Source organism: Neoroseomonas terrae (assembly GCF_018129025.1).
In the GTDB taxonomy this organism is placed as follows: Bacteria; Pseudomonadota; Alphaproteobacteria; order Acetobacterales; family Acetobacteraceae; genus Neoroseomonas; species Neoroseomonas terrae.
This window is the reverse complement of the sequence record NZ_JAAEDI010000009.1, coordinates 82,244-109,219: the sequence shown is the minus strand read 5'-3', so window position 1 is coordinate 109,219 and position 26,976 is coordinate 82,244. Positions and strand designations below refer to the sequence as shown.

The window sequence follows — 26,976 nt, the reverse complement described above, 5'->3', positions numbered from 1 at the left end:
GGCGGTCGTAGTCCAGCCCGACATGGCCGAGGCGGTCCGTCGCGCAATCCAGCATAGTCCAGAGAGCGTGAGGCCCTGGGCCGCCGCCACGGCGTCAACCCCAAGACCATCGCGAAGTGGCGGGCGCGAGCGGTGTTGCCGATCGGCGGACCGGGCCGACTGAGCCACGCTCCACTACCCCGTCGACCGAGGAGGAGGTCATCGTCGTCGCCTTCCGCCGTCATACCCTGCTGCCGCTCGACGACTGCCTCTATACCCTCCAGCTCACCATCCCGCATCTGACGCGCTCGGCGCTGCATCGCTGCCTCCAGCGCCACGGCATCTCACGCCTCCCTGACACCGATGGCGACAAGCCCAGTTCGCAGGCGCTTCAAGTCCTACCCGATCGGCTACCTCCACATCGACATCGCAGAGGTCAGGACCGAGCACGGCAAGCTCCACCTTTTCGTCGCCATCGACCGCTCGTCGAAGTTCGCCTTTGCCCAATTGCACCAGCGCGCCACCACGCGCATCGCCTCTGACTTCCCCCGCGCGCTACGGCAGGCCGTGCCTTACCGCGTGCACACCGTGCTCACCGACAACGGCCAGAACTTCACCACGCCCGGCAACTCCGCCTCCGCCGCACCGCTCATCCGTGAGGCGATGGACCGTGGCGAGATCTTCCGCGCTCACTCCTTCGAACTCGCCTGTGCCCAGAACCGCATCGAGCACCGCCTGACCAAGCCCTATCAACCGTGGACGAACGGCCAAGTCGAGCGGATGAACAGGACGCTCAAGGAAGCCACCATCCAGCGCTACCACTATGGCAGCCACGACGAGCTTCGCAGACACCTCGCGCTGTTTCTCGATGCCTACAACTACGCCAGGCGCCTTAAGACCCTGAAGGGCCTCACCCTACGATCTGCCGATCATGGGCCGCAAAGCCGCAAAGGTTCACGGCAGATTCGAACCACCAAATGCCGGGACCAAACACCTAAAGCCTGCTACCCCGCTCTGCAGCGTGCCAAGTCAGCCTCCACCATCTCCGCGATCATGGCTTCCAGGCTGGTTTCCGCCGTCCAGCCGAGCTTGTCCTTCGCATGCGTTGGATCGCCGACCGTCACGTCCACATCCGCGGGGCGGAGGAAAGCGGGATCGACGCAGACATGCTTCTCGAAGTCCAGCCCGACATGCGCGAAGGCGATGCGGCACAGGTCGCGGATCGATGCCGCGCGTCCGGTCGCGACCACGTAGTCGTCTGGTGCGTCCTGCTGCAACATCAGCCACATCGCCTGGACGTAGTCGCGCGCATGGCCGAAGTCCCGCCGCGCATCGAGGTTGCCCATCGGCAGATCGGTCGCGAGGCCCAGGCTGATGCGCGCCGCGCCGTCGGTAATCTTGCGCAGCACGAACTCGATGCCACGCAGCGGGCTGTCATGGTTGAACATGATGCCGTTGCAGCCGAACAGGCCAAAGGCGTCGCGATAATTCTGCACCAGGCAATGCGCGAAGACCTTGGCGGAGGCGTAGGGGCTACGCGGGTGGAAATGCGCGGCCTCGCTCTGCGCCGCGCCCTGGGCGCGGCCGAACATCTCCGACGAGCTGGCCTGGAAATACCGCGCCTTGGGTGAGGCGATGCGCACCGCCTCCAGCACGTTCGCCGTGCCAATCGCTGTCACGTGCGTCGTCAGCAGCGGCTGGTCCCACGACATGCGCACGAAGGACTGGGCAGCAAGATTGTAGATCTCGTCCGGCTTCACGCGATCGAGCAGGCGGATCAGGGATGACAGGTCGATCAGGTTGCCGTCGACCATGGTGACGGACCCAGGGCAGTTGAGCCGCCGGAGCCGCTCCTGCACTGCCTCCGAACCGCCATGCCGATGCAGCAGCCCGTAGACCTCATATCCCTTCCCGAGCAGCAAGGCCGCCAAATAGGCGCCGTCCTGGCCTGTAACCCCGGTGATCAGCGCGCGCGTCATCTCGTGAGCATCCGGCTTAGACTGGAGCACAACTCGCATCCGCCCAGGCTTACGCTGTCGCGGCCGTCACGCCCGAGACGTCGCGGCACAAATGAGCGATTGGGCTCGAGCGTCACTAACCGAACCACAAGTCGAAGTTCGTGGCGACCGCGATGGCCCAGCGAAAGGCGTGGTGGATCGATCAAGCGTTTCTGATCCTGCGCCGGACTTGGAGCGGTGATCCCGCTACGGAGGCGCTGGCGGCAGAGCGAGGCCCGAAGGTTCGCGCCCCAATGAGTGGCGCCCAGCGTCGCAAGCGCAAGCAGGTGACGCTCTCAGCGGGCTTAGGCGCCAATACTCCTTCCAATGAGATCTCCATCTCGCAGCGCACGCCGACAGACTCTACATCGGAAGCCACGACCCCTCCCGCACGCGCATCGATTGTCAAGACCCGCCACCCGCGCCCATTAAGCGCTCGTCAGCCGAAAGGGATATCGCAGCCGCGCCAGCCCGCCGCATGTCGCTGCTCCGCCGTCCAAGCCATCCGACTATCCTCACGAATCGTCCGTAAGGACAGCGAATCACAACTGATTCAACCCACGCAATCCCTTTCCGGATGGGGTTCAAGCCGAAGAATACCGCAGAAGATTTAGATAGTCTGGCACAGGGAAACGAGCCTGCGGTACGTGTGCCGGCTTCTGGGCCAGACTCCTCAGGATCGACGCCGCTGTTCCGACGTCAGGTTCAGCCCAGTGAGCGCCGCCGACCGCATAGGTTTCCTGCGGATCATATGTCGGAACGAGACTGTAAGGCACAGCGTAGGTACCCGGCCCGTGCATGAAATCCATATTGCCGGACCAACCGGTCGCTATTACTGCGCGGCCGACGGCCATCGCTTCGGCGATCGTGAATCCGAATCCTTCAGCGCGGTGTAACGAAATTAGGACATCACTGGCCAGCATTAGAGCCCACAGATCACGACGAGGGATGACATCGGTCAGCAGTCGAATATTCGGGCGCCCCGATATCGCCTCACGCACCTGTTGCCACGCCGATCCTGCGCTTCGGGTGTTGTGCGTCTTGATGACGAGGATACGGTCGGGGCGATCGTCGAATGCCACCCGATGCGCCTCAATCGCAGCAAGAGGATTCTTGCGGGCCAGCGAGGAGGTCGCATCGAATACGGATAGCACGACGAAGGCATCCTCGGGCAAGCCGAAATCGGCGCGGGAAAGCGGGGCCGGGTCCGGTTGCGGGACGTAATGGGGACAGATGCGGACCGGGGGCGAACCGGGACGCGAAAAGGCCGCGCCGGCGAAATGGCTCGGCGCCCAAATGGCGTGGCATGCGCGGAAGCCGCGATCCCAGTCGCTCGGAAGCACCGGAAGCTCCCAGTTCCAGTGCGCGATGATGCGCTTGCCGCGAAGCCGTCGTCGCCCCAGGACCAGCAGCGCCCAAGGAAGCATCGGCCCATTGACCGCGACGATGATGCTGCCTGGTCCTTCCTGGACGTTGGACGCCGACGAGGCAGGACCTTGCCAGAGCGCGCTGGTCAAATCCACTTCGTCGGGATCGAGCCCTGCCTTGCGCAGCCCCGTGCTCAAACGCCGCGCAGCGGCGCCGAGACCCGTCGACGCGCTCAGATAGCCCGCGACCGTCAGCGACCCGTGGCCATCGGGCTCAGGGCGGTCCGGGCTTGGCGCCAGGGTCGCCATTGTCGAAAACAGGGCCTCTCGTCGGGCACGACGCGGCAGTCGGCGCCAGAGCGCGTGCAATGGGTTCACTGGCCAGCCTGTTTCGCTGAATTCATCGGGAATGCACGAAACGGCGGTCTCGCTTGGCCATTACTGCCGCACGTCGTCACCACCCCAACGACGCGTAACGGAACGGAACCAGGATCGACGACATTCTTCATCTCCCGAAGTAGACATCAAAACCCGTATCAGGTTTGCCGGTCAAGGCCTCTCACAGAAACGAAAGCGCGCCGGACAATCAACGAGGCGACCGGCGGACCGAAAATCGTCTGTTAGACACAAAACCGACTGGTTGCGAGCATCAAAGAAGGACGATAGCAATATCATATGGCTTCATTCAACTCTCTCACCGAGATCAGACGGCATGGCGAGCGGTTGGTGCGGCTGTATCGCGTCGCCCTCGGACGCGACCCCAATAGGACAGAACTTCAGTCGGGCGTAGAGCGGCTGCAGGCGGGCGAAGTATTGCGCAGTCTTGCGGCCGATGTCATCTCGACTGCCGAGTCCACGCAACGCGCGGAACCGTCAGCGGCGCCGAAGAACATCTCCCTGGAGGTCAGCCTTTCGAACGCCGGACTTGACGGCGACCAGCGCATTGCCGCGATGAGGTTGCTTCAGGCGGCGATCGACTTTGGCGCGGACGAGGCGGAGGCCATCGCGATGCTTGCGGATTCGCCGCCGCTTCGCGCGTCGCTGCCGTTGCTGCCGGGCCTCGCACCCGGCAGCCCGCCGGATGACGATACCGCCTATCACCTGTGGGTTGCCACCTACGATACGCCAGCACCTGCCGGGATCGCTCCGCCGCCATCCCAGACGGGACCGGGCGTAATCATCGTCATGACCGCGAGCGACACGAGCATCGAAAGCGCGCTGCGGAGCGTGGAAAGCCTGTCGGGCCAGAGCTATCCCCATTGGCAACTCCACCTTGCCGCCAGGACGCTGTCACCATGGGCCGCCCAGGCCCTGGCCGCCGCTGCGGCGGCCGAGCCGCGGCTGGTCCTGAAAGCGCCGTCGCCGGACGGCCAGCCCTGGCCGCCTCCCGCTGCGGATGAGGCGCTGATCTGTTTCCTCGAGCCGGGCGACACGCTCGCGCCCTCCGCACTCCAGGAAGTGGTTGCGACGTTTCAGTCAAGCCCCGAACTTGAACTCGTCTACAGCGACGAGGATGTCGGCCGCGGGATCCACCGCCGCGCTCCGCGCTTCAAGCCGGATCTCTCGGCAGATCTTCTGCTCGTAGGCAATGCCATCGGCCAGTTGGCGATGTATCGCGCGAGCCTGCTGCGGCGTGTCCGGCGGCCGGTCGCCGCGCCCTTCGCCGCCTATGACCTCGCCTTGCAGGCGGTGGCTCTGATCGGGGTGGACCGCGTCGGGCATATCCCCGCCGTTCTTTGCCACCGGTCCGCGCCGCCGACCGATTGGCCGGCCCCCGCCACGACACCGCCGCGGCAGGCCCCCGGCCTCGTCTCGATCGAGCCGGGCGAGTGGCCCCGTCTGCGGTTCCGCCTGCCGGAGCCGCCGCCGCTGGTCAGCACACTGATCCTGACCCGCGATCGGCCGGAGCTACTTGCCGCCTGCATCCGCGGCCTGCTGGAGGCGACGGATTACCCGTCGCTCGAACTCATCATCGTCGACAATGGCAGCACCGACCCGCAGGCCCTGACGCTGCTCGACCGGCTTGCGGCGACAGCCCGCGCCTCGGTCCTGCGCCGGCACGAGCCCTTCAACTTCGCGGCGATGAACAATGTCGCCGCCGCCCGCGCCACCGGCGAGGTGCTGCTGCTCCTGAACAATGATGTGGAGCCGCTGCACCCTGATTGGTTGCGGGAAATGGTCTCCCACGCGATGCGCCCCGATGTGGGAGCAGTCGGTGCCAAGCTGCTCTATCCGGACGGCAGGCTTCAACATGCCGGATTGCTGCTCGGGCCCAATGGGTCGGCGACCCATGTCGGTCGCCACGCAAGGTCGGACGATCCGGGCTACGACGGACAACTCGCCTGCACGCGCGACCTTTCGGCCGTGACGGGCGCCTGCCTGGCCATGCGCCGCTCGGTGTTCGAACAGATCGGTGGCATGCAGGAGAAGCTGGCCGTCGCGTGGAACGATGTCGACCTCTGCCTGCGCGTGCGCGCCGCCGGCCTGCGGGTCGTTTGGACGCCGCATGCGACCCTGACGCATCGCGAACTGTCGACGCGCGGCGACGAGGCGCTCGACGCGACCAAACTGGCGCGCTTCCGCGCCGAGCAGTCGCTGATGCGGGAGTTGTGGGGACGCGCGCTCGATGAGGACCCCTTCCTCAATCCCAATCTGCTGGCCACCGAGGCCGGGCCGCTCGTCCTGACCCGTCCGCGCCGCGCGCGGCCGTGGGAAGCGTGAGGCATTGACCACGACATCGTCCGACAGCGGCGCGTGACAATCCCGGACCGAAAGCCAAGACCGATGCCAAATGCCGACACCGTCCCGCGCGAATCCGGCCCATCCCTGATGATGGACCTGCGCCCGTGCTACGAGGGCTTTGCAGGGATCCCGCAGGAGGCGCGCCTGCTCTTCGCGATGTTCTCCGAATTCCCGTTGCGGCGTTTCGCCGGGCTGGCCTCGGGCATCCACTACACCTCGCGCCGGCCGAAGATGCGAACCCCGTACGAGAAGGTGCTCGCGCAGACCCAAGTGCTGATCAGCCAGGACACCAAGAGGCAGCATTGGGCAAAGGGATTCGCCCAGCTGCCGGGCTTCGTCCGGCGCCGCCTGTTTCGCCCGTACCTGGCGCTGACGGAGGCGTTCCGGCGGGAGAAGCTCGACCTGCGGATCGATCCGGAGGTTTTCGACGACTATCTCTGGGTCAAGCTGTTCGACCGCACGCTCGCGCCCCAGGACCGTGCCATCCTTCCGCGCGCGGAGTACTACGCGACCGAGATGGGGCATGAATACGCCCGGTCGCTTACGCTGCTGCCCCGCGTTTTCGAGCGCAGGATCGAAAGTCATGAGTGGGACGTGTTCTTCGCCGCCACCGTCTCCCCCTACGCGCTCGCCCCGAATACCGCCAAGCTCGTTCGCTACTATGATGCACTGCCGCTAATCAGCCCCCATACGATCGGGGAGCCGTGGCCGCATGCGCTGAGCCATGGCCGGATGCTACAGCGGAACATCGAGGACGGCGCGATCCTCTACTGCGACTCGGAACCGGTCCGAGGAGACGTCCTTCGCCTGTTCCCGGAGGCCGAGAAGCGTGTGCACACCATCCCGGCCGTCGTCGCTCCGGAATACCGGCCGGATGTACGGTCTCAGAACGAACTGCGCACCATCCTCTCCCGCCGCGCCAGCGCCGCCACCGCGGCCAGCCGCCGCCCCGGGCCGGAGCCCGCCGAGTTGCCGCGGCTGTTCATCGCCGTCTCGACGCTGGAGCCTCGGAAGAACTACCTGAAGCTGTTCACTGCGTTCGAGATGGCGAAGCGCATGACGAAGCAGCCGATTCAGCTCCTGATCGTCGCCAATCCCGGATGGCGTTCCGACGCCGAACTCGCCGAACTGAAGATGCTTGTTCGGGAGGGAGCCTACCACCTGGCGGGCGTGCCGCTACCGGAACTCCGCGTGCTCTACTCGATGGCCCATTGTGTCGTCGCGCCAAGCCGGGCCGAGGGCTTCGACTATTCCGGCGTCGAGGGAATGGCGTGCGGCGCTCCGCTCCTTGCGTCGGATATTCCCGTGCATCGCTGGGTGTATGGCGAGGCCGCCGACTATTTCAATCCCTACGACGAGACCGAACTGGCGGCGCTGCTGGCCCGCAGCGCCGAACTCCCTCGCGACCAGGGGCATCTCGGCGAACTGGCGGAGCGTGGGCTCAGGCAGGCGGCGCTCTACACCCCGGCTGCCCTCGCGCCACGCTGGCAGGAAGCCATCGAACAGGTCGCGCGAGGGCATCCGAAAACCCGGCGATAGTGTCCTGCCAACGAAGTTCGCTGGATTGCCAACGAACGAAGCGGACAAGCAGCCCACTCAAAGAAAAGGTCAGTGGCCGGTGAGCGCAGGCCGCAGGACTTCGCGATCAGGACACCCGAGCAGCTCCCGATCAGATGGAATCATCTGATCGCGAACGACAATACGGACGGCCGCCATGGGGACCGTTGGCATCGGCTCTTCGTGCCCTCATGAGCCAGTCGTAAACCCCCTGTTAGCTGGGCTTTCGCCGGACCGCATTGGCGGCCCCTAACCGGCCAGGTGGCTGGTCCGTTGAGATTAATCGAATCGGCCACCTGCCCGGGTTTTCAGTCTGTTATAATTCGAAATCGAATCTATCATGATTTCAGTTTCGGCGCAGGAGGCAACTGGTGTCGGCCATCGACAGGTATTGGCGTGAGGGCTTTCCGCATGTCGAGGGTTGGGTTCATGGGGGCCTGCTCGCCTATCTCAAACTGGTCGACCAGATTCAGGCGGATGCCGGGATTGCCGGGCACGGAGCGGAGATTGGCGTTTTTCACGGCAAGTTCTTCATTGCGCTCGCCAGCCTGCTGCCGCCAGACGGGAAAATGACGGCGCTCGACGTGTTCGATGACCAGAGCAAGAACATCGACGGCGCCGGCGAGGGAAGCCTCGAGAAGATCAAAAGCAACGTTGCCGCCTATGGCCGGTGCGACATCGACCATGTCTACATCGCGACCGACAGCACGGCGCTGACGGCGCTGGATCGCGTCAATCTGGTCAGGGATCGCGGGCCGTTTCGTCTTTTCTCGGTCGATGGCTGCCATACGGTCGAACACACGCTCTCGGACCTGCGGACCGCAGAGGATTGCCTGTCGTCCGGCGGCGTGATCATCCTGGACGATTTCATGCATCCGCATTGGCCTGGTGTCACGCAAGCGGCCAGCCTTTTCTGTGCCGGCGTCCCGAGGGTCGCTCCGTTCCTCTATGCGCACCACAAGCTGTTCATGGTCGGCGTCGGCTGGCACGCGCATTTCGTCGACGCTTGCCGGAACACGCTAGCCCACCACGATTCGATGAAGATGACGACCATGTTCCACAGCAAGGTCGTCTCGATCTATCCCTGAACCGATCTACCGGCTCCATGATCACGCGGGAGGTGGGGGGCGTCCCTCGTGAGTGCTCGTGTTGTCATCAACCTGGCGGAGGGCCGGCCGGCTTGATCGCCTCGAAGACACGCAGGGGCGCGCGGCTGTCGCCGCCGAACACGCCCTGCTCATGCTCAACGAGCTGAAGACCGGCGCGGGCGACCAGCTCCGGCAGGTCGCGGCCGTACTCGGTGAAGACAAGGGCCCCCTCGGAGCGCACCGGATCGCCGTGATATTCCGGCGGAAGCACGTGCACCACGCCGTTCGGGCCGAGCGTGGCGCGGGTGGCACTCCGATCGAGATCGGGATCAAGCGGGACCGTGAAAAAATGCGAACCGCCAGGACGCAGCACCCGCGCCGTTTCGGCGAAGCCCGAGACCGGGTCCGGCACATGCTCCATCACGTCCTGGCTGACAATGATGTCGAAGCTTTCGTCATCGAAGGTCAGGCGCGTGACATCCTCGCAGCGCACGCCGCCGGGGCCTGAGGTGCCGACCGGCACATCCGAGAAGAACTCCGATTCCGAGTAGTTCGGAAGTCCGCGGAGGCTATCAGCGATGCCCCCGACGAACCCGAGCTCGTGCATGCGCAATCCGGGATGCGCCGCCATCAGCTCCGGCAGGCTCGTTTCGCCTTGCCGGGCAAAGCGCGCCAGGATCACCCGGGCCAGGGCCTCGCAGCGCGCCAGGGCGAAGCAGTCATGGCAGAAGAAGGATTCGCGGCCATCGCCCGTCGCGGGCGGTGGTGCGAGCTTCGTCGAGCCGCAGGACGAGCAGCGCCGCACGCTGAAAAGCGAATCCACCGTGGCGCGTGCCGCAGCGAGCGAGAAGCGCCTGGCGACCAGTGCGGCGCCAGCCGCCGACATTCGGGTGCAGCGCGCCGGATCGTCAAACAGGGCGAGGACGCCGGCGGCAAGCCCGGCCGCATCCTCCGCAACGATCGCTTCCTGATCCGGCACGATGCCGATGCCCTCGGCGCCGACCGCGGTCGTCACGACGGGAAGGCCGGCGCGCATCGCCTCGACGACCTTGCCCTTCACACCCGCGCCGTAGCGCAGCGCCGCAAGCATGACGCGGGAGCGCTCGAACCACGGCGCGAGGTCTGGAACCTGCCCGGTGACGACGATGCGGTCGCTGGCAAGGGCCTGGACCTCGGGTGGTGGCGCGTAGCCGACCAGGAGCAGCCGCGCGTCAGGCCGGACGCGCCAGACGAGCGGCATGACTTCCCGTGCGATGAAGAATGCCGCATCGACGTTCGGCGGATGGGGAAAGCCGCCGACGAACAGCACGTCGGTCAGGCCATTGAACTCCCCTGCGCTGCGCGCGCGGATTTCATGATCCTTGTAGGAGTAGGGCGGCACAGTCGTGACCTTGGCCGCCGGGACCAGGCGCACGATCATGTCGCCCTCCTCCGCACTCGGCGTGAGGACGCGATCGACGGACCGGAGCACGTCCAGTTCCATCGAGCGCATTCGCTCGGCGGCTTCGGCCATCTCCGCGCTGTCGTGCAGATCGGCCTCGCGCTTCATCCGCAGGAAATGCAGGTCGTGCGTGTAGTACGCGATGGGCGCATTCGTGGCACCTCGAATGGTGGCGAGCAGGTCGATCGCCAGGTGAGGGCGGCTGATCCACACCTGCCGGAGATGCCGCCCATGCGCCGCGAGCCAGCCGGCGATGGTCTGCGGCGCCCGGATCATCTCGATGCCGATCGCCTCGAGCGCCTCGCAGGGCAATCCTGCGGCGACGCCGCTATGCGGTCCGAAGACGACGCGCCATCCGGCATCGACGAGAATGCGCAGATAGCCCGCCATCGTCACGTCGCCCGCGTGCTGTTCGGGTACAGGAACGTCCTGGTCAATTACCAGGATGGTCGGCCGCTCCGGGCCGGCATGGCGAATCGTGAATTCGTCGGACAGATCGTTGGGCTGCTTGCGCAGAACGTCGGCGAAGCGCGCGGAGAACGTCGCGTGGTTGATCGTGGACAGCGCATCCCGCCGCTCCGCCCCGTAGGAGGCGCTGCCGAGATGAACAACACGGCTGGCCGGCTCGTAGATGACCTTGAGCCCTTTTCGCTTCGCGCGAAAGGCGAGGTCGAACTCCTCGTAGAACGCGGGCGCATAGGCGGTGTCGAAGCCGTCGAGGTCCTCCCATACGGCGCGCGGCACGCAGAAACACGCGCCGGTGACACAGTCGACGGCGCGGCGATGCGTGTATGCGCCATTCTGGGCATCGGTGCCGCGGCCGAGCGGGTGCCCCCAGCCGTTGCCCGCGATACGCCAGCCGGCATCCTGAATGGTTCCGTCCTGATTGAGCAGCATGCTGCCAGCGAGCGCTGCGCGCGGCGTTTCCTCCAGGGCCCGCACGAGGTGATCGAGCCAACCCCGCGTCACGATCGTATCGCTGTTAAGGAAGCAGAGGATGCGGCCGCGGGCCTTGGAAGCCGCGCGGTTGCAGCTCAGAAGGAAGCCGAGATTCTCCTCGTTCGCGATGCCGAGGAGGCCGCCGCTTCGCGGCACTGCCCACAGCACCGGATACTCGGGGCAGTCATCGATGACGATCACCTCGAATGAGGGGCTCCCCTGGCGAGCGGTGCTGATCGACCGCAGGCACGTCAGCAACTCGTCCAGATGCCGGTAGGCGGGGATGATGATGGAGACTTCAGGCTCGGCGACCGGGGGAAAGTAGATCGCGGCGGTGCCGTGGAGCGTCTGGAAGGCCAGGCGCAGATCCTTCGCCGCCATCGGCGTGGGGTCGGGGCTCAGCGGCGCCGCAGCCGCGCCGGGCAGCATCGGGAGCGCCGGCATGGGGGCCTGCGGCGCGTTCCGGTGCCGCCGCCAGAGCATGTATCGATAACCGATCTGCATCGACAGCGTCCACCAGACCACCTTCAAGCCGCGGCGCAGCAGGCGCGCGGTGGAAGGAAAGCGCCTGCCGGCGCGGCGGAACGGACCCAGAATGCGCCACGAGGTGCTGGACCACACCGCATTGAGGGCCTGCTCGGTCTGCGCCCGGCGTGCCTCAGACGCCGCGAGTTGGCGCTGCGCCTCATCGCGATCGTTGGCGATGCTGGCGGCCTGGGCGGCCGCCGCCGCATGCATCCCGACGGCGGAATCACGCTCCTTCAGGGCCATCTCCAGGTCGCGGTCGAGGGTGACGGCACGCGCGCGGCTCGCATCCGACGCCTGCAGTTCAGCGTGATGCGCGTCGCGAAGGCTTTCGATCTCGGCACGCGACGCCCGCAGCGCCGCCTGCTGGACGTTCCGGGCGTCCTCGATCTCCGCGCGAGCAGCCTGCAGCGCGCTCTGGTGGAGACGCCGCACTTCGTCGAGTTCCAGGCGGGCGGCTTGCAGCTCGTCCCGATCGGCTCGCCGGGCATCGTCGAGCCTCGCCTCCGCCGCTCCGAGTTCCGACTGGGCGGCAGCGAGCGCATGGCGAAGCGATGGGACGCTCAGAGCCTCCTGCACGACCTCATGGACGCGGCGCCGATCCGCGTACATGGACGGTCCGATCTCCGGCAGCGGCGCGTCGCTGGCGAGCGCCACGAGGTAATGGGCGCGCGACAATCCCGCCGTCGCTTCGATTCGATCCGCGCTCCGGCGTTCGAAGCTCCGCCAATTCTCCCCCGTTCCACCGGCCATGAGGGACCCGAGCAGCGGGCGTTGCTGCAGCATCGTATAGTTGCGGAAACTGGCGCCCAGCAGCCCGGCCAGTTCAGACGGCGTCAGCTCCAGGACGTGGTACGGGTTCGGTTCGCTGCCGGGAGCCGAGTATACCGTGCGATCCGGCGTGCTGACGATGAACAGGCCGCCGGGTCGCAGCACGCGCCGAACCTCGCGGATGAAGCGCGGCTGGTCGGAGAGGTGTTCCAGTGTCTCGAAGGAAATGACGGCATCGACGCTCGCGTCGCCGATCGGCAATGCCAAGGCGTCGCCCGGCAGGAACTGGAGCGTCGGGCCGCCATAGGCCGATTGAGCATGCGCGACGGAAGCAAGATCGATCTCGACCCCAACGACGCTTTTCGCGACGCCTGCCAGGAGCGCAGACCCGTATCCTTCGCCCGACGCGACATCGAGGACATCCAGCCCGTCGCAGAGATCCCGCGCCAGGCAGTACCGGTGAAAGTGCTCGAACTCGATCTGACCCTCCATAACGGAGGTCATGCGTTCGCCGGTGAAGGGCAGATCAACGCTTGGGCGGGGGACGACGAAGTTGCCGTCGGTACGTGCGCTTCGGCGCGCAATGGCGTCGGTCATCTGTTGGCTCACTCAGACGGAATGACGTGGATCGAGATGATGCGGTCCCCCAGCGTGCCGAAGCGCCTGGCCGGCCGGGCGGCAGCTCCGCCGCCCGTCATCGTTGCGGCGCCTTCGCGGCATTGCGAGGGAAGTAATCGGCCGCAGACAGCAGATCGTCGTCGGGAAGGACGATCGTATCCGGCGGTGCGGCATCCGCCTCGGCCCGGTCGGCGGGGATCAGGATCAGCGTGCCGATACCGGCTGCGCGCCCCGCCAGCATGTCGGTGGCACGATCGCCGATCATCAGCGACGATCGTGCATCGATCCTCATCCGGGCGCAGGCGTCCAGGATCATGCCCGGACCAGGCTTGCGGCGCGGGTTGTCTCTTCGGTAGGCGCCGATGCCGTGATCGGGGTGGTCGGGGCAGAACTCGACGCCCGCCAGCGCGATGCCGCGGTCGCGGAACTGCGCCAACATCCATTCCGTCAGGCGATGGAAATCGGCCTCCGTGTAGTAGCCGCGCCCGATGCCTGCCTGGTTCGTCACTACGACCAGCGACAACCCGGCTGCCTGCGCGGCCGCGCACAGATCGAAGATGCCGTCGCGAAAGCGGAAATCCTCGATACGGTAGACGTAGCCTGAATCGTCATTGATCACGCCGTCGCGATCCAGAAAAAGCGCGACCCGGCCGGTCATGATGCAGCCCAGCGGGGGATCAGTTCCTGCGCCAGGTCGAAATCCTCCGGCGTGCCGATATCCAGGAACGGCGCCGCGGTTCGATGCACCCGGATATCCAGCCCTTTCGGCTGCGCCAGCACATCCTGCTCCAGCGCGAAGGCGGATGGCATGGGGCGCCGCCGTGGCAGGTCGGTTCGGACGAGATAGGCGCCGCCATTCACGAGGCCCGGCCCGAGCAGTCCCTTCTCCTCGAGCGCCAGCAGGCGGTTGCCGTCGGCCTGCACGCTCCCGTAGCGCGCGCGGTCCGCGACGTCGCGGATCGCCAGGACGATGTCCGCCTGCGGTGCCTCGCCCGCGAGTGCGGCGATGTCGAGGCCAAGCCAGGTATCGCCGTTGAGCACGGCGACCCGGTCTTCCCGGCACTGGGCGAGCGCCGCCCAGAGCGCGCCGCCGGTGCCGAGCGGCGTGGCCTCCGGCGAGTAGGCGAGATCGATATCGGCATGGCGATCGCCGAGGCATTGCCGGATGAGATCCGCGCGATACCCGGTGGCGAGAACGACCCGCCTGATGCCCTGCTTCGCTAGCCCGCCGAGCAGCCAATGGAGAAAGGGCCGGCCGGCCACTGGCGCGAGCGGCTTCGGGACCTCCGTGACCACCGGCCGCAGCCTGGTGCCGAGCCCGCCGGCCAGTATGACCGCTTCCTGCACCATCACACGGTCTGCCGGGGAAAGATCGCGGCCTCGATCATCGCGCAAAGGGCGTGCCCCAGCACCTCATGCCCTTCCTGGATGCGGGGCGTGCTGCCGCTGGGGATCTGGATGCAGATATCGGAGAGCGCCGGCATGCGGCCGCCATCGCGGCCCGTGAAGCCGACCGTCGCGATGTCCTTCGCGCGCGCTGCCTCCAGCGCCGCGAGCACGTTCGGCGAGTTGCCGGACGTCGAGATCGCGATCAGCACGTCGCCCCGCGTGCCCAGCGCCTCGACCTGGCGCGCGAAGAGGCGATCGTTACCATAGTCGTTTCCGATGGCGGTTAGGATCGAACTGTCCGTGGTCAGCGCGATAGCCGGCAGGCCGGGCCGATCGTAGCAAAAGCGGGAGACGAGCTCGCCCGCCCAGTGCTGCGCATCGGCGGCGCTTCCGCCATTGCCGCAGAGCATGATCTTGCCGCCGGTCCTCAGCGCGGCGATGCAGGCGTCGACGGCGCGCGCCGTGGCCGCGCAGAGCGCGTCGTCGCCCGCCATCGCGGCCAGGAGTTCGGCCGTCTCCGTGATCGCCGCGCGGACGAACGTCACACCCGCCATGCGGTGGCCCCCTCCGCGGTGTATCGCACGGTCTCGGGTCGGAAGCCGGCCGCGTTCAGCCCATCCCATACGGCGCGGCGCCGGTCGAGCGGCACCAGGAACATGATGAAGCCGCCACCGCCGGCGCCGGAGACCTTGCCGGCGGATGCACCATGGAGGAGGGCCGTCTCGAGAGCACGCTCGATCCCAGCATTGCTGATACTGCCCGCCATGTCGCGCTTGTTCAACCAGCCCTGCGAGAGCGTGCGCGTCACGCCGTCGAGGTCGCCCTTGAGCAACGCATCCTTCATCTCGATCGCCGCATCCTTGAGGCGATGCATCGCCTCTATCGGCTTCGACTCGCCGTGCTGCACATTGCTCGCTTGCTCCGCGATGATGCTCGCGCTATCACGGCTGACGCCCGTGAAGCAGAGGATCGTGCGCGATTCGAGCTCGTTGATGATATCGCGCCGGATGCGCAGCGGGTTCACGATGACGTCGTCGTGCCCGCGGAATTCCATGAAGTTGAAGCCCCCGAAGGTCGCCGCGAACTGATCCTGCCGACCGCCCGCCAGGCCGAGATCCTCGCGCTCGATCATGTAGGCGAGGCGCGCGACGTCATACTCCCCGAGCGGAAGGTGAAGCAGTTCGGCCAGCGCCTGGACCATCGCGACGACGAGGGTGGAGGATGAGCCGAGGCCGGATCCCGGGGGTGCTTCGGAGAATGTCTTGATGCTCAGCGGGATCGGGCGCGCACCGCAGTAATCCGCGATGACGCGGTTGCACGTGGCCCTGTGGAGGCCGAGTGGGCCGTCGAGCGGCAGCAGCGTCGTGGCGGGAACGGTCTCAGCGTAACCTAGGTCGTGGCTCTCAAAATGCATTTCGCCGTCTTCGGCGATGGCGACGCTCGCGTAGATGTAACGATCGATGGTCGCGTTCATCACCGCGCCGCCATACAGCTCGGCGTAGGGCGAGACGTCGGTTCCACCGCCCGCGAGCCCCAGGCGTAGCGGCGCGCGGGCTCGGACTGAGGCACCGGCCGACACGCGTCGGCCCCGTTCCGATACCGAAGTGTTCATGCTGGAGCTTCAGCGCAACGCACCAAAGCCGGGTATTCCAACATTATACTACAATGGTCTATTTCGGACGTCATTGTAGCCCCTCACGTTACCGCGGAAGTATGCCGATCAAGCCGCATCGTGTGAAGTAACCAACGTGTCCTACGCGTCGTGCTGGACGTGCTAGGGTCTGTACCGACTGGACGCAAAGGTGAAGAGGTGATTCACCCTGCCGAATGGCGGGGTATGAACAGTGTGGCGTCTGTTCTGGCTGAACGACGCGCCGTGGGCGGCGATCGCGCCGCATCTACCGCCGGTCCACACCGGACCGCGGTGCGTGGACGACCGGCGGGTGATCAGCGGCATCGTCCATCGGCTGCGCGAAGGGTGCCGGTGGCATGCCCTGCCTCCGGAATACGGGCCGTACACAACAGTCTTCAATCGCTGTAACCGCGGCGGTCGTCGCCCGATCCACAATCCCCCTGCAAGCCATGCCATCCCAAAGAATCATTGTGCCTTCGGTTCCATTCCCCTGCAAGACCGACCAAACGGGTCGCGCGTGTCGGGGTGTTACAGGAAGATTTCCGGGCATGAAGGTATTCACAGGTACGCCGCCCCGGCATGGCCCTTGAACAGTCCTGGCCGGCGCCCGTAACCGCTGGTCCTATTCCATTCTACGGTGAATCAGCTGCAGCGCGGTCGATAGACAGGCAATGCGAACTGCGCCCCGCCCGATGTCGCCAAAGCGTCGTTCCTCCACGGCTATCGGACCGCCAAATCGGCCGATGCCAAAGAACACAAGGCCTGGCTCCCCGTCACCGCTGTCGTCGGTGTAGCCGGTTATCGACAGCGCGATATCGGCGTGCGACCGGGCAAGGGCGCCGAAGACCATTGCCTCCGCTACCTCTCTCGAGACGGCGCCGACCCGGTTCAAAAGATCCGGGGGTATCTCCAGCATCTCAGCCTTGGCCTCATCGGTGTATGAGACGAAGCCCCGCTCGAAGGCGTGCGAGCACCCCTCAATGTCCGTCAGCAGGGCTGCGAGCAGTCCGCCCGTGCAGCTCTCGGCGGTCGCAACCCGCAGGTTGCGGTCACAGGCTGCTTTCAGCACCTCGTACGCCATGTCTGCAATGTCCGACGGGATAGCAGGCGAGATGGTCTTAGGCGATGCGTTCATGGCAGCAGCTTACGGGTTCAGAAGCGGGGAGGAAGCCTCCTCCCCGCGCATCGTCTTCAATCAAGCAGTGGCCTTCTTCATGTCCTGCGCCCGCCGGTTCGCACCGTTCTTCGCGAGGGCGCTCAGATCCTTGTCCGTCTTGGTTTCCTCCTGGAGCGTCTCGTCGAGCAGCGCCGCCGCTTCAGGCTGCCCCAACTCCATCGCCCAGGCCTTCAGCGTGCCATAGCGGGTGATCTCGTAGTGCTCGACCGCCTGCGCGGCGGCGATCAGGCCGGCGTCCAGCGCCGGCGTGCCGGCGTACTCCTCCATGATCTCTTCGCCCTCGGCGACGATGCCCTCGATGGCATCGCAGGTTTTGCCGCGGGCGGGCTTTCCGATCGCCTCGAACACCTGCACGAGCCGGTCGATCTGCCCCTGCGTCTCGTCGCGATGCTTCAGGAAGGCTTCCTTCAGTTCCGGGGCTTCCGCCGCCCGAGCCATCTTCGGGAGTGCGCGGAGGATGCGCTTCTCGGCGTAGTAGATGTCCTTCAGCGTATCGAGGAACAGGTCATCCATCGTCTTAGTCTTAGCCATGGTGGCGTCTCCATTGAGGGTGGAAAGGTGGTCACGCGGTGTGAGCGGAGAGCTATGCAGAGGTGGCTTCAGCAGCGAGGAACTGCTCGACGATCTCCGGCGCCTTCTCTTCGAGCCAGGCCGCCATTTCGTCTTCCTCCAGCAGGATCCTGGAACAGATCTCGACGGTTTCGTTGTCACCGAGCCGGCGGGCGGCGGCGACGATGATGGAGTAGGCGGCCACCTCCATATGTTCGAAGGTGATCCCGGCCATGAGCCCTTTCACCACCTCGTCGGAGACGAACAGGCCGCTGACGCTTTGAGCTAAGGCGGTCGCCTTGCCCGCCATGTCCTTGAGGGCGGAGTTGCTCGTCTCGTATCGAGCGAGGCAGCTCTGAATGAGGCGCGCTTGGTCTCGCGTCTCGGTCTGGTGTTGCAGCAGGCGTTGCCGAAGCTCCGGGTACGCCTCCACGCGCTCCGCCGTGGAGCCGAGCATTTGCTCCGCCTGCTCCTCCATCGCGTGGGCATCGCGGAGCCATTGAGCCAAATAGTCGGCCTTGGTCGTCGCCATGCGCCTCTCCTCCGGCCCGCGCAGCGGGCACCGGACAGCGACAGAAGCGTCCGCAAGGGCAAAAGGTTCCTCGGCCGCGGGGACACGACCCCGGCAAGACTGGTGAGCGGGTGCGGTGAAGCTCTCAGGCATAGCCGTTTCAGAGCAAGTCTCCACTCACGTCTCGAACCTCCTCTCGCAGCGCTCCTCCAGGTTCATTCGGGCGGTCCGGGCACCTTCAGTCGCGCGGATCAACCCATCGCGCTTGACCTGTAGCGTCGGGGTTTCCCGGTTCTGCGACGACTGGATCAAGAAGACTGTCGGAAAGGTCACGATGCTGGTGCCGGTGTAAGTCCCCACCTGCCAGGGACGATCACGGCGAAGAGCCCCAGGGCAACGGTCTTGGCGCTGCCCGCCTGGCACCAGGCCCAGGTCGCGCGCCGTGTGAACACGTGGCGCTTTGTGGGCTGCTCCGACCTTGCCGCGCGATCCGAACCAGTAGCGTCGGGCTGCGTCAAAGCTGACACGGGAACCTCCTTGTGCGGCCGGGGCGAAGGAAACGGCTCTTTACGTGAGCCGGGTTGCAATGCCGCACGGGACAAATCTCCGCGCCGCGGCGCTCGCCCGTTGGACGAGAGGGCCGCAAGGCCTCGAAGCAGACCGGCCATCCACTCGACGCTCAGCCGGACAATCAACAGGCCGAAGTTCAATCAGGACGTCCATACGAGAACGGCCGAAGCGACGAACGGGTGTCCGGGAACACCGATCGCCGGGACAGCGCGCTGCATGGCCTGGGCGTGTGGGGCGTTGCCGTTGCCGTCTCCGCGCTGCTTGCAGGCATGGCCGCCGCCGGTTCGGCGACCGTCGCGACGAATGCGGCGGGCAACATCCTCGGCGGCGCGCTGCGGGGTGCCGGGGCCGCCGCCGGCGCGGCGACCCAGCAGGTCGATCCCAATGCGCTGACGCAGCGGGTCCGTTCCGCGCTATCGGCTCCCAATGACGTCGGCACCATGACCACAGAGCAGCGCGCCGCCGAGATCACCGCTATCGTCGGACGTCGCGTGGCCGATGGTTCCTTCGCTGCCGGCCAGCGGGATCGCCTGGCGGCCCTGACCGCGGCGGAAGCCGGGATCTCTACCGCCGAGGCCGATCAGCGCATCACCGCCTATGAACGGCAGGCACGAGAGGCGGCCCAGCAGGCCGAGCAGCGGGCCCGCGAGGCTGCCGACGCCGCCGCGACGGCCGCCGCCATTTCGGCCTTCTGGATGTTTGCCACGCTGTTGATCGGTGCCGCGGCGGCGGTACTCGGCGCAGTTCAGGGGGATCGTGACATGGCCGTGCAGCGCGCCGTCACGCGGCGGGTAGGAGTCTCCTCATGAAGGCCCTCACTTGGCACGGGCGCGGCGACATCCGCTGCGAGACCGTCCCCGACCCCGAGATCAAGGACGGCCGCGATGCGATCATCCGAGTGACCTCCTGCGCCATCTGCGGCTCGGACCTCCACTTGTACGGCGGCTTCGTTCCGCGGATGGAGAGTGGCGATATCCTCGGCCACGAGTGCATGGGCGAGGTCGTCGAGGTCGGCCGCGACAACAAGAAGCTCAAGCCCGGCGATCGGGTGATTGTGCCCTTCACCATCTGCTGCGGTGCATGCCGGTACTGCCAGGCCGGGCAGTGGTCGTTGTGTGAAACGACCAACCCGAACGCCAGCGAGCAGGCGCAGTCACTGGGCTATCCGACGGCGGGCATGTTCGGTTACAGCCACCTTACGGGTGGCTACAGCGGCGGCCAGGCGGAATATCTTCGTGTCCCGTTTGCTGATGTCGGGCCGCTAAAGGTACCGGCGGGTGTCCCGGACGATCAATTGCTGTTCCTGTCAGACATCCTGCCCACGGGCTACATGGCGGCCGAAAATTGCGACATCCAGCCGGGTAACATCATCGTCGTTTTTGGCTGCGGCCCCGTGGGTCTCTTCGCTATCATGTCAGCGTTCCTTCTGGGCGCAGAACGGGTCATCGCGATCGACGCGGTGCCGGAGCGCCTAGCGCTCGCGCGTAAGCTGGGTGCGGAGACGATCGACGACGGCGAGGAGGAGGTGCAGGAGCGGATCCTCCAGCTCACTCGGGGCTTAGGCCCTGACGCTGTCATCGAGGCAGTCGGAATGGAAAGCCATGGCCAGCAAACAATGATGCAGAAGGCGGCATCGTTTGTGGCCTCGCACACGGCGTCAGTCGAACGACCGTTCGCCTTGAATGCAGCGATCCTTGCCTGTCGCCCAGGGACGGTCCTGTCGGTCCCGGGCGTTTACATGGGCTCGGTGCCAGTGGCGTTTGGCGCCCTCATGAACAAAGGTCTCATCCTGCGGACCGGGCAGACCCACATGTTGCGGTACATGAAGCCCCTGCTCGATCGCATCGAAAGGGGCGAGCTCGATCCTTCGGTCATCATCACGCACCGCTTGGCGTCACTCGATGACGGTCCTGAGATGTATGACACTTTCCGGGACAAGAAGGACGGTTGCATCAAGGTGGTGATGCGGCCGCACGGCTAAGGCGCGTGTCGGGCGCTGATGTTTTGTGGCTGCTTCGCCCCTGTCTGCTGGCGCCAAAGCTGACACACGATCCCGTCGTTTCACCCGGTGCATAAGACGGGTGCCGACAGGGCCGAGTTGCTGATGCCGCAGGGGGAAAACCCCCGCGGCGCGGGAGCGTTTTGTCGCTAGAGGAACAGGTCTCGCCGGGCTTAGGAGCGCCAAGATGAGCGGTCGCGACGAAAGCACGGTCGGTCCTGCGACGACGCCGAGCGGCTGGTTCAAACGCTACGCCTATGCATGGATCACCCTGGCGTTCTTCCTCGTGTCCTTCGGGCTGCACTGGTGGTTCGGATGGAAGGCCTACCTGAACGACCAGGCGCAACACGGCGCGTCGCCTGACATCAATGGCTATCTCGTTGAGATGGCTCGGGACACCTTCGAGAACTGGCAGTCTGAGTTTCTGCAATTGCTGTGGCAGGTCGTCGGCCTCGCCTACTTTCTGTACATCGGCTCTCCCTCCTCAAAGGAGAACGATGATCGCATGGAGGCGAAGATCGACGCGCTGGTGCGGTTGGTTGGCAGGAGAAGGGCGCCGCCATCATCGCGGAGATCGACGAGCGGTACCTTCGGACCGGGGGGCCATCCGCAGCCACACGCGCACCAGGACACGTTGCGGCGCCCCTGAGGGACCTAGTGGACCTTGCGATCACCCTTATCGCCCTGGCCAGGCTTCGCGACCGTCTTTGCTTTCTTCCGGCGGTCGGCTGAGAGAGAGCGGCCAACATCGTCGACTTCCTTGAAGCGCCCTTTGTCGTCGCGGCGCACATAGCGCTTCTGGCTGCCGGTATCGATCAGCTCGCGCTTAGCGGGCATGGCGGCTCTCCCTCAAGGTTAGCCCCGTAACGTCGCAGTGTGGCTGAACGTTTCCGTTGAAAAGGCCAGGAAGGAACGGCGCCGAGCAAGGGACCCCCGCTGCTCGAGCGCGCAACCTGTCGCTAATCGTTGGCGTTCGCGCTTCGACCGACAGTTGCTGAAGGCCTCCCGCCGTCGAGCACTGTCGGCATTTCCTCAAGCAGGGAAGAAATGCCATGCGTGCCACTCTCCTAGCCAGCGCTCTGTTGGGCTCGGCGGCTCTCGCAAGCCCAACGCTCGCTCAAACTTCCCCGGCGCCGACAACGCCCTCCACAGTGTCCCCGTCCGCGCCGCCTGCAGCGGCTCCATCTCGCGGCAACGAACGCGCGACGGACGGCCGTGCGGAACGGACCGATGACCGGCCCGAGATCGTCGCGCTGTCGGCACTGGAGCAGGGCGCAAACAGCTTCACTGAAGGCCAAGCGCGCGGACGGTTCGAAGCAGCCGGGTTCACTGGCATAGATGGCCTCCGCAAAGATGATGCAGGGATCTGGCGCGGCCGCGGGATGCGGAATGGAGCGGCAGTAGAACTGGCGATGGACTTCCGTGGAAGGATCGCGCTTGCAAGCGGCGGTACGACCGCGCCGCCCGCGACCGTCGCGCCGTCCACGCCGGCCCCGGCGCAGCCGGGTGGTACGCCGCGGGCAGCAACGCCACCCGCTCGCTGATCGCCGAACACGAAACAGACCGACGCCGCCATCGCGCTGCGTCGGCAACGCAAGGGATTGGTCATGCCTATGCAAACCCGGACTTGGCTGTTTGACACTCATGCGGCGGCTACCGCCGCGGTTCGCGATCTGGAAGCCGCGGGCTTCACTGCAAACGAGGTCAGCATCGTCGCGAAACGCCCCGAAAGCGTAGGCACCACGGAAGTCGTGGATGATGGCACGAGCGGAGCAGGCGTCGGCGCATCTGTCGGCGGGGTTATCGGGGGCGGCGCGGGCCTCCTAGCCGGGATTGGGGTAATGGCCATCCCTGGCATCGGGCCCCTGGTCGCAGCGGGATGGCTTGCGACGGCTCTGGCCGGCGCCGCCGCTGGCGGGGCGACCGGCGGGATCATCGGTTCATTGACTGGCTCTGGCGTCGATGAGCGTGAGGCGCATGTGTATGCAGAAGGCGTAAGCCGCGGCGGTACCATCGTCACCGTCCGGGCAGAGGCCGCGCGGATTGCGCGTGCGGCAGACATTCTTGCGTCCCATGCCCCCGTGAACACCGTGACGCGGGAGTCCGACTATCGGGCAGCGGGGTGGAGCGGCTACGTCGATCGTGAGATGGCCGTTTCCGGGTCGCCCCCGGATGGTGCGCCGGGCAATCCGCCCGGCACCATGGCCAGCCGTGCGGTCGATGACATCGCCGGCACGAACATCAGCGGCGCACGGCCAGAGAACGAGTTACCCCGCCGTCGCTAGGACGCGCTGGGCGCCGGTTCAAAGAAACCCGGCGCCTGCGTGATCCTAGAAAAGCTCTGCGCGGCGCACGTAGCCGCGCAGGGTGTGGGGGGCACCTCCATCAGCTTGAACAGCGACGCGCCGCGCTCGGCGCTGGAGGTCGGGAAGCCGCTGCGCAGGCTGTGCCCGGCGAAGGCGGCGGGGTCGAGGCCAGCAGCCTGCGCGTGCTGCTTCACCACCAGCACGACAGCCTCGCCGGTTAGCCGGCCTCCAGCACACGATCGGCCTTGCTGATTCGGCGAAAATTGGGCCTTCCTCGATGCAGGCCGCGGCGAGGCATGCCTTCACCGCCTCCATGGGGTGGATGCGGCTGACGGCGGGGATGGCGATTTCCTGCGCGCTGCATTCCTGGTCGCTCTTGGAGTGCGCGATCCGCATCCGCAGCCCGTCTGGCGTCTCGATCAGATCCTCGACATTCAGTCCGACCAGCTCGGCGAGTCATCAGCCGTTTGGCATGGGCGGGCGGCTCCGCTTGAATCCGCTCGAACAACGGCACGGCCGGCGAGACGAGGGCGCGTGTGGCTATGCTGCTGGTGCGGGTGCTCGGCGCCGCCTGCGGGGCGAGGCAACAGGATGCGCGCGGCTGCCCGCCCGGGCAACCGACAGTCACGCCCGGCGATGAGCGCTGCGGCTGCGTGCCGGCCGGGCCGTCTCCCTGGTCGCCGCGCGCGGTGCCGGCACAAGACGCGGCAGCCGCCACCAGGTAGGTCGGCCGCTAACCGAGCTCCAAACGCGAACAAGGCGCGGGAGACCCCCCGCGCCTTGCCCGATCTTGCCGTTGTAAACGGCGACTAACGGCGCTGCTGCTGCTCCCGCTCGTTCTGGTTCTTGTTCTTCTCGTCGTTCTGCTGGCCGGGCTTGTCCTGCGTCTGCTGCCGTTGCTCGTCCTGACGCTGCCCGCCCTGCTGCTGATTCTTGTCGCGCTGGTTCTGGTCAGGATTCTGGTTGGGGCTCTGATTCTGGTTCTGGCTCATGTGTTGGTCCTCCGTGGGGTTATCGCGAAAGAACAACCCCGCGGATGCGCAGAAGTTCGCTTGCGGCCAGCGACTGAAACATCACGTTGATAGCATCGGGCCACCGGCCGCCGCTGCCAGGGATTGTGAAGGGGGATGCTGCGTTTGCCTCCAAACTGCTCGTCGACGCTCCGCGTTGGGCAGTCTCGATCAGACTGCTGATGGCGATGACACAGGGTGATCAAGAGGCCAGTGCGCTCGTTCGCGCGATCGAGCAGAAGGCTGCCGACTTTACCGCGAACCCCGCGAAAGCGAACCGGCTCGGCTACTTCCGCGGGCACGATCCAACCGCCGCAATGAGTGGAGAGAGCCCGCGAGCGAGTATTTACGATGAGTATGCCGCGTGGCTTCGCGCCGTGGCCGAGCGGGATCTGGCCGGCCGCGACTACCGGTTCGACGAAGCGCAGGGCGCGCCGGGCAGGATACGATTGGTACTGCTGCGGTAAGGCCGTCGAGTTATCGCCTTCTGTCCTGTATCGTGCTGCGCGGCCGCACGTGGTCGTCTAGGAGCACCATGGAAAAGATCGACGCGAAGATCCTCGGCATGGTCTCGGTGACGCTGCTGACGCGGCTCACCGGGCACCTGGAGCGCGAGGGGGGTGTTGCCGCGCGGATGGACTGCGACCGAACTGCGTGACATCGCTGCGACCGCCGAGACGAACATCCTCCGCGGCAGCGATCCTGAGTTCCACCACGCATTCGCCCGAGCGCTCCAGCGCATCGCTCAAGTGTGCCTGCAGCCGGTGCCGGAAGGCAGCCCTGAGGCGAAGGAGCCGGCCTAGGCAGCCCGCCGCCGCTCTGCCAACCTCACCGAACCGCGCGGTCACCCGTACCCGGGACCGGGACGGTCAGTCCAAACTTGCCCGCCGGCCTCCACCGCTCGGCGGGCTTTTCTTTCCCGGGCATATCACCCTCTTGCGAACCTCAGCCCCTTTGGCCGGCCTCCAGCGTTTGACCGCTAGCTGCGGACCGTTCCGACGGGAGGAGGGCGCAGTGAAAACCGTATCCGAACTGGAGTTCGAGCTGCTGCGGCACCAGGACGTTCTACGCCGCCTTGTCGCGGACGGTGAAAGCGGAGCGCAGCTTCATCGGGCCCTGGACAGCGTGCAGGAAATTCTAGCAACCCTCGAGGCGCATCGGCGAAAGGAGCTGAAGCCTGCAACGGGCAGAGTTCCAAGGCCGCCCGAGGTTTAATGCGACAACGGGCGCGAGCCTTCGGCGTTTTGATGCTCATGCGCAACGCTCCGCGCGATGACGCCGACTACCACCTTGAAATCGAGGCCCGCCGTCTTGCAAACGAAGCTGCGCGCGAGGAATACGGGGAGGGGGGTGTTTGCCTGCAGCTGGCCCGGATCGAAGGAACTCGCCGTTTTCGAGCATACATCGCCTATGAGGATGGGAATCCGGGCGTGCTGCTAGGGAAATCGATCGTTGTGTCCGTAAAAGTTTGATCGTCTGCGGCCATGGACAACCCATGGGGACTAGGCGCCGTTCTCCCAATTGGGCAAGGTGCTGGAACCGCATGGTTACCAAGCCCGGTGACCGTCACGGACAACCAACTTGCCCGCCGGCCTCATCCGCTCGGCGGGCTTTTTGTTGCGCCTGACAAAAAAGGCGCCCCGCCGCTCTGGCAGCGATCGGACAGCGGCGGGCAGAGTTCTGCCAAGCTATATGCCCACAGGGGGCACATGAAGAACGCGCCACGCCCCTTGAGGTTCGCATCACCGCCTAAGCCGCGTTAACCTGGGTTATTTCGCGGTGGTTCCAAATCGTCCAGTTTGCTGGTGCCTCGTCCCCTTTCGAGGCCATCTCAACCAGCAGCCCGCCAGCATTTGCCCCCGCTGGCGGGCGCACTTTTCCCCATCCTCCGCCAATCGGCCCCCTGCACGCCCCTTCATCCTTGCCGGAAGATTTGACGCGACGGCAGTCGCCGGCGAGGTAGAGTGCCGACGTTCGATCGCTAGTGACGTGATGTTTCACGGTATCAGACTCACCCGCCAGAGATGACTGGCGGGTTTTTTCTTTGTGCTGATGTAGTGTCATGCGTGCACCTTCTCGGCATACCGTCGAATAGAATCGACAGCGGGACGAAAAGCGCGCCGTGTGCCCCTGGCTCCGTCCTGATTAGTGCCTCGCCGACTTGGCCAAACCCACATTACCCGTGGAGAACCGCGATGGAACACAGCGCCTACTGGATTTGCGTCGGCTGCTATTGGGTGCCGCTCTCGCCGCTGTCTTCATTCCCTGCGGTAGCCCCACCGTCGCCACGCTGCGCCCGGGCCTCCTCCGCGGGCGTCAGGACTGCGCCGACAGCGGCCCACCCGGCCCGGTCGCGCTCGAAAACCAGATCAGAACCGAGTCCGGTCGTACCCTTCGTAGGGATCAAACGGGCGGTCCGCGGTGGCCACCGATGGCCTGCCCTCATCGTGCGGCCATAGGCTGACTATCGCCGCGGCGACCACCGCCAACAGGAGCAGCAATGCGATACCCGCTAATTTCATGCAGGCGCCGTATGTGCGGCGGATGGTGCGGGCAACTCACGTTTAGGAGGGGCGCCGTCGGAACCCGTACATAGAATTCCTCGTCCTTGCCGCTGCGAGAGTTGTGGAACACCAGCGCTATCAGCACCGAAGCCACGCCTGTGGTGAATAGGATGCCGAGGATAAGGGCAATACGGGCATGGCCCTCGACGCCGAGTGACTGAAAGCCGGTGACAGCCCACACCACGGCGAGTAGCCCGAGCGTGCCGGCCCAGCAGTAAGCGACGTAGCGCACCATCCATCGCAT

26 protein-coding genes and 1 pseudogene are annotated in these 26,976 nt (G+C 65.8%); 12 read left to right on the top strand and 15 right to left on the bottom strand.

Annotation, left to right across the window (positions count from 1 at the left end; all coding sequences use genetic code 11):
• Window positions 1-22 precede the first annotated feature (22 nt).
• Window positions 23-977, top strand: a pseudogene (locus tag GXW78_RS09990) (IS481 family transposase).
• 6 nt (window positions 978-983) lie between these two features.
• Here GXW78_RS09990 and GXW78_RS09985 read toward each other — a convergent pair.
• Together GXW78_RS09985 and GXW78_RS09980 are read right to left on the bottom strand one after the other, a co-directional pair.
• A complete protein-coding gene (locus GXW78_RS09985) occupies window positions 984-1,958 on the bottom strand; it encodes a GDP-mannose 4,6-dehydratase (RefSeq protein ID WP_211868375.1) in 975 nt (324 codons plus the stop codon).
• A gap of 602 nt (window positions 1,959-2,560) precedes the next feature.
• The gene (locus GXW78_RS09980) at window positions 2,561-3,652 is read right to left on the bottom strand and encodes a glycosyltransferase (protein ID WP_211868373.1); all 1,092 of its coding nucleotides are present in this window, start codon (window positions 3,650-3,652) and stop codon (window positions 2,561-2,563) included.
• 366 nt (window positions 3,653-4,018) lie between these two features.
• Here GXW78_RS09980 and GXW78_RS09975 point away from each other — a divergent pair, with 366 nt between their 5' ends.
• The 3 genes from GXW78_RS09975 to GXW78_RS09965 all read left to right on the top strand — a co-directional run bounded on the left by GXW78_RS09975 (window position 4,019) and on the right by GXW78_RS09965 (window position 8,730).
• Window positions 4,019-6,064 (top strand): glycosyltransferase family 2 protein, encoded by a 2,046-nt coding sequence (locus GXW78_RS09975; RefSeq protein ID WP_211868371.1) that lies wholly within the window; start codon window positions 4,019-4,021, stop codon window positions 6,062-6,064.
• Between the two features lie 63 nt (window positions 6,065-6,127).
• Entirely contained in the window at window positions 6,128-7,624 is a 1,497-nt protein-coding gene (locus tag GXW78_RS09970) for a glycosyltransferase family 4 protein (protein WP_211868369.1), read from the top strand.
• A 389-nt stretch (window positions 7,625-8,013) separates the two neighbouring features.
• A complete protein-coding gene (locus GXW78_RS09965) occupies window positions 8,014-8,730 on the top strand; it encodes a class I SAM-dependent methyltransferase (RefSeq protein ID WP_211868367.1) in 717 nt (238 codons plus the stop codon).
• 67 nt (window positions 8,731-8,797) lie between these two features.
• Here GXW78_RS09965 and GXW78_RS09960 read toward each other — a convergent pair whose 3' ends face one another.
• The 5 genes from GXW78_RS09960 to GXW78_RS09940 all read right to left on the bottom strand — a co-directional run bounded on the left by GXW78_RS09960 (window position 8,798) and on the right by GXW78_RS09940 (window position 16,025).
• Window positions 8,798-13,003 carry a methyltransferase domain-containing protein gene (locus tag GXW78_RS09960; protein ID WP_211868365.1) on the bottom strand — a complete coding sequence of 1,402 codons (4,206 nt, stop codon included), beginning with the start codon at window positions 13,001-13,003 and terminating at the stop codon, window positions 8,798-8,800.
• Between the two features lie 97 nt (window positions 13,004-13,100).
• The gene (locus GXW78_RS09955) at window positions 13,101-13,682 is read right to left on the bottom strand and encodes a D-glycero-alpha-D-manno-heptose-1,7-bisphosphate 7-phosphatase (RefSeq protein ID WP_211868363.1); all 582 of its coding nucleotides are present in this window, start codon (window positions 13,680-13,682) and stop codon (window positions 13,101-13,103) included.
• Window positions 13,679-14,374, bottom strand: coding sequence for a nucleotidyltransferase family protein (locus GXW78_RS09950; protein WP_211868361.1), 696 nt, complete (start codon window positions 14,372-14,374; stop codon window positions 13,679-13,681). Before GXW78_RS09950 ends, GXW78_RS09955 begins: the two co-directional genes overlap by 4 nt.
• Window positions 14,374-14,967, bottom strand: a complete 594-nt coding sequence (locus tag GXW78_RS09945) for a D-sedoheptulose-7-phosphate isomerase (RefSeq protein WP_211868360.1) — start codon at window positions 14,965-14,967, stop codon at window positions 14,374-14,376. The genes GXW78_RS09950 and GXW78_RS09945 overlap by 1 nt, the downstream gene beginning before the upstream one ends.
• Entirely contained in the window at window positions 14,955-16,025 is a 1,071-nt protein-coding gene (locus tag GXW78_RS09940) for a GHMP family kinase ATP-binding protein (RefSeq protein WP_211868358.1), read from the bottom strand. Before GXW78_RS09940 ends, GXW78_RS09945 begins: the two co-directional genes overlap by 13 nt.
• Before the next feature lie 232 nt (window positions 16,026-16,257).
• On the opposite strand from GXW78_RS09940, the gene GXW78_RS28615 reads away from it, so the two are divergent.
• Entirely contained in the window at window positions 16,258-16,659 is a 402-nt protein-coding gene (locus tag GXW78_RS28615; protein ID WP_211868356.1) for a transposase, read from the top strand.
• A gap of 9 nt (window positions 16,660-16,668) precedes the next feature.
• Here GXW78_RS28615 and GXW78_RS09930 read toward each other — a convergent pair whose 3' ends face one another.
• The 4 genes from GXW78_RS09930 to GXW78_RS28610 all read right to left on the bottom strand — a co-directional run bounded on the left by GXW78_RS09930 (window position 16,669) and on the right by GXW78_RS28610 (window position 18,643).
• Window positions 16,669-17,181 (bottom strand): CinA family protein, encoded by a 513-nt coding sequence (locus tag GXW78_RS09930; protein ID WP_246522015.1) that lies wholly within the window; start codon window positions 17,179-17,181, stop codon window positions 16,669-16,671.
• Window positions 17,182-17,241: 60 nt separating this feature from the next.
• Window positions 17,242-17,754: a YciE/YciF ferroxidase family protein gene (locus GXW78_RS09925; protein WP_211868354.1), complete on the bottom strand. Its 513-nt coding sequence runs from the start codon at window positions 17,752-17,754 to the stop codon at window positions 17,242-17,244.
• 52 nt (window positions 17,755-17,806) lie between these two features.
• Entirely contained in the window at window positions 17,807-18,304 is a 498-nt protein-coding gene (locus tag GXW78_RS09920) for a ferritin-like domain-containing protein (protein WP_211868352.1), read from the bottom strand.
• 156 nt (window positions 18,305-18,460) lie between these two features.
• Window positions 18,461-18,643: a low affinity iron permease family protein gene (locus tag GXW78_RS28610; RefSeq protein WP_408904175.1), complete on the bottom strand. Its 183-nt coding sequence runs from the start codon at window positions 18,641-18,643 to the stop codon at window positions 18,461-18,463.
• A 389-nt stretch (window positions 18,644-19,032) separates the two neighbouring features.
• On the opposite strand from GXW78_RS28610, the gene GXW78_RS09910 reads away from it, so the two are divergent.
• From GXW78_RS09910 to GXW78_RS09900, 3 genes are all read left to right on the top strand, one after another.
• A complete protein-coding gene (locus tag GXW78_RS09910) occupies window positions 19,033-19,662 on the top strand; it encodes a hypothetical protein (protein WP_211868350.1) in 630 nt (209 codons plus the stop codon).
• Window positions 19,659-20,834, top strand: coding sequence for a zinc-dependent alcohol dehydrogenase (locus GXW78_RS09905; RefSeq protein WP_211868349.1), 1,176 nt, complete (start codon window positions 19,659-19,661; stop codon window positions 20,832-20,834). Before GXW78_RS09910 ends, GXW78_RS09905 begins: the two co-directional genes overlap by 4 nt.
• A gap of 205 nt (window positions 20,835-21,039) precedes the next feature.
• Entirely contained in the window at window positions 21,040-21,501 is a 462-nt protein-coding gene (locus tag GXW78_RS09900) for a DUF6766 family protein (RefSeq protein ID WP_211868348.1), read from the top strand.
• Between the two features lie 5 nt (window positions 21,502-21,506).
• Here GXW78_RS09900 and GXW78_RS09895 read toward each other — a convergent pair whose 3' ends face one another.
• Complete coding sequence (locus GXW78_RS09895) at window positions 21,507-21,689, bottom strand: hypothetical protein (protein WP_211868347.1); 183 nt, start codon at window positions 21,687-21,689, stop codon at window positions 21,507-21,509.
• A gap of 770 nt (window positions 21,690-22,459) precedes the next feature.
• Here GXW78_RS09895 and GXW78_RS09890 point away from each other — a divergent pair.
• A complete protein-coding gene (locus tag GXW78_RS09890) occupies window positions 22,460-23,137 on the top strand; it encodes a hypothetical protein (RefSeq protein WP_211868346.1) in 678 nt (225 codons plus the stop codon).
• On the opposite strand, the gene GXW78_RS09885 is transcribed toward GXW78_RS09890, so the two are convergent.
• Together GXW78_RS09885 and GXW78_RS09880 are read right to left on the bottom strand one after the other, a co-directional pair.
• Window positions 23,134-23,361, bottom strand: coding sequence for a site-specific integrase (locus GXW78_RS09885; RefSeq protein WP_211868344.1), 228 nt, complete (start codon window positions 23,359-23,361; stop codon window positions 23,134-23,136). The genes GXW78_RS09890 and GXW78_RS09885 overlap by 4 nt on opposite strands.
• A gap of 606 nt (window positions 23,362-23,967) precedes the next feature.
• Window positions 23,968-24,150 carry a hypothetical protein gene (locus tag GXW78_RS09880; protein ID WP_211868342.1) on the bottom strand — a complete coding sequence of 61 codons (183 nt, stop codon included), beginning with the start codon at window positions 24,148-24,150 and terminating at the stop codon, window positions 23,968-23,970.
• Between the two features lie 200 nt (window positions 24,151-24,350).
• On the opposite strand from GXW78_RS09880, the gene GXW78_RS09875 reads away from it, so the two are divergent.
• From GXW78_RS09875 to GXW78_RS09870, 3 genes are all read left to right on the top strand, one after another.
• Entirely contained in the window at window positions 24,351-24,635 is a 285-nt protein-coding gene (locus GXW78_RS09875; protein WP_211868340.1) for a hypothetical protein, read from the top strand.
• A 68-nt stretch (window positions 24,636-24,703) separates the two neighbouring features.
• Window positions 24,704-24,826, top strand: a complete 123-nt coding sequence (locus GXW78_RS28270) for a hypothetical protein (protein WP_272876822.1) — start codon at window positions 24,704-24,706, stop codon at window positions 24,824-24,826.
• 589 nt (window positions 24,827-25,415) lie between these two features.
• Complete coding sequence (locus GXW78_RS09870; RefSeq protein WP_211868338.1) at window positions 25,416-25,640, top strand: hypothetical protein; 225 nt, start codon at window positions 25,416-25,418, stop codon at window positions 25,638-25,640.
• Window positions 25,641-26,610: 970 nt separating this feature from the next.
• On the opposite strand, the gene GXW78_RS09865 is transcribed toward GXW78_RS09870, so the two are convergent.
• On the bottom strand, window positions 26,611-26,967 hold the full coding sequence (locus tag GXW78_RS09865) for a hypothetical protein (protein WP_211868336.1): 357 nt from the start codon (window positions 26,965-26,967) through the stop codon (window positions 26,611-26,613).
• Window positions 26,968-26,976 lie beyond the last annotated feature (9 nt).